This is a genomic window from Serratia sp. 506_PEND, assembly GCF_001076875.1.
GTDB classification, from domain to species: domain Bacteria; phylum Pseudomonadota; class Gammaproteobacteria; order Enterobacterales; family Enterobacteriaceae; genus Serratia; species Serratia marcescens.
On the sequence record NZ_JVEL01000034.1, the window covers coordinates 1 to 1,794 of the forward strand.

Sequence of the window (1,794 nt, forward strand, 5' to 3'; positions counted from 1 at the left end):
CGAAGGTTTCCTGCGGCCGCCAGCCCAACTCACGCCTCATCCTCGCCAAAAACCTTGACCAGCTCGTCCGTCGCCTTGTCGAGAGCGATGGAGCCGAGGACGACCTCGAAATAAAGCTTATAACTGGGCTTGCTGCGGGCATTTGGTCCCCATGGAACACCTCGCTCCAATAGAGCAACCCTGGAGCGGTCGCCGGTTGCCATATCCTCTGGGCGTTTATAACCTTGAGGCGATAGTGCTTCGAGGGCTGTCCATGCTGCCAGTATTGCTCGCGCATCATTCGCTTTATCTGACGGAGAGAAAGACGGCAGTGGACCTAGATCGATTTGGCCTTTGTCGAATTGCTGTCGCATGGCAGTGTCTGGGATAGCCTTCGGTTGCAGTTGCTCTACCGTTGCAGGTGCATTGTGGGGCACTGCTTGAGAAAATTGTATGGACGCCGAATCGAGATTACATGTTGATGGGCTGGAAGCCGACATGGCGACCTCGCTGCGGTCGCTAAATGTAGTTAGAGATTGCTCGATTTTAGACGTCAGAGTCCGCGCCCTGGCAGTGTTGCGAAAAGTCAGCTCGCTCAACAGCTGTTCAAGTTCACTAACATTGTTGCGGGACTGTTCGAAGATTGCTTCCAGATCAAAGATTGATTTTTGCGCATACTGCCGTGTCTTCATTTATTTCTGCGGCTCCATATCCCTTCAGTTAAGAGATATTATGCTAATTAGCTTGATTTCTAAAACTATTAACTTGCGCTCATGACGTAGATCCAGATCTCGGTGGGATGCTTAACTGGCTGCTTACGTGCGAAGACGCACTCTGTGCAAATCAATATAATGCAGGTTCGTTGGTATGACTTGATAGTTGAGGGCCAGCCAAAGGCTATTGCCCGTGAACTTGAGGTACGGTAATAAGTTTTCGACATCTAGATAGATTTAGCACATTGACTTCGTCCCTGCACATTAATGATATGCGGCATATTGCCCAGGCCTTTCCATACTTTTTGACCTCTTGTTAGCAAGTAGATTTCCTTATTCCCATTAGCTAAACTATACAGCTGGATTCCTCCCAGCGAGCACGCGCAGAGTGAACCATGATCCGTAGAAACAAACCATTTAATACTCTTTCCCGCCGTCGGCGTCGTGCCCGGACACAACACGTCAAGAATCTGATCCACCGCGAGCGTCACCGCTGCGGAGGGCTGCATTATGATGATTTCGATTCTGAAAATGCAGAGGCCATTGCTGCGGGTTGGATGTGGACCTGGAGCGATGTTTTGTTCTTGGGTAATTCGCCAGATGTGTACTGGAATGCGGAGATCATTACCATTGAGGTAGCGCGTGCGGATATTGTGGAAAATCTGGTGTTTGAAGAGGCTCATGCCATGTTGAGCCAAAACCAGCAGGAAGATGAAGCCCGCATGGATACAACACAAAACTACAATGCGAAAGGGAAGGTGGCTAGCCATACGGTGGTAGAACGTACCCGCGTTTCTTATCCTCAATTCGGTGGATTAACCTATTTCGACTACATTGATAAACGCTTGGCCGAAGTCATGCGCGACAATCCGCCTGTAATTACTCCTGGCTATCGCATTCAATATGGCTATCGTAGCGGCATTGGTTTGCAAGTCATCGTGGAAGAGTCGGTGCTCACTCGCGAGATAATCGACAGTGCGATCCGCTCATTTTTGGCTGGGGATATGCCCCTGGTCCCCAAGTAAACAAGATGATGAAGCAAACCCTTTGTAGAGCAACCCTGCAATAAACGCTGGAATGCACCCGATGAAATCTATGGCGG

2 protein-coding genes are annotated in these 1,794 nt (G+C 49.6%); one reads left to right on the plus strand and one right to left on the minus strand.

Annotation, left to right across the window (positions count from 1 at the left end; genetic code table 11):
- Positions 1-29: 29 nt before the first annotated feature.
- Positions 30-671: a hypothetical protein gene (locus tag ADK28_RS00755; protein ID WP_048794635.1), complete on the minus strand. Its 642-nt coding sequence runs from the start codon at positions 669-671 to the stop codon at positions 30-32.
- Positions 672-1,087: 416 nt separating this feature from the next.
- On the opposite strand from ADK28_RS00755, the gene ADK28_RS00760 reads away from it, so the two are divergent.
- The gene (locus tag ADK28_RS00760; protein WP_065426256.1) at positions 1,088-1,717 is read left to right on the plus strand and encodes a hypothetical protein; all 630 of its coding nucleotides are present in this window, start codon (positions 1,088-1,090) and stop codon (positions 1,715-1,717) included.
- Positions 1,718-1,794 lie beyond the last annotated feature (77 nt).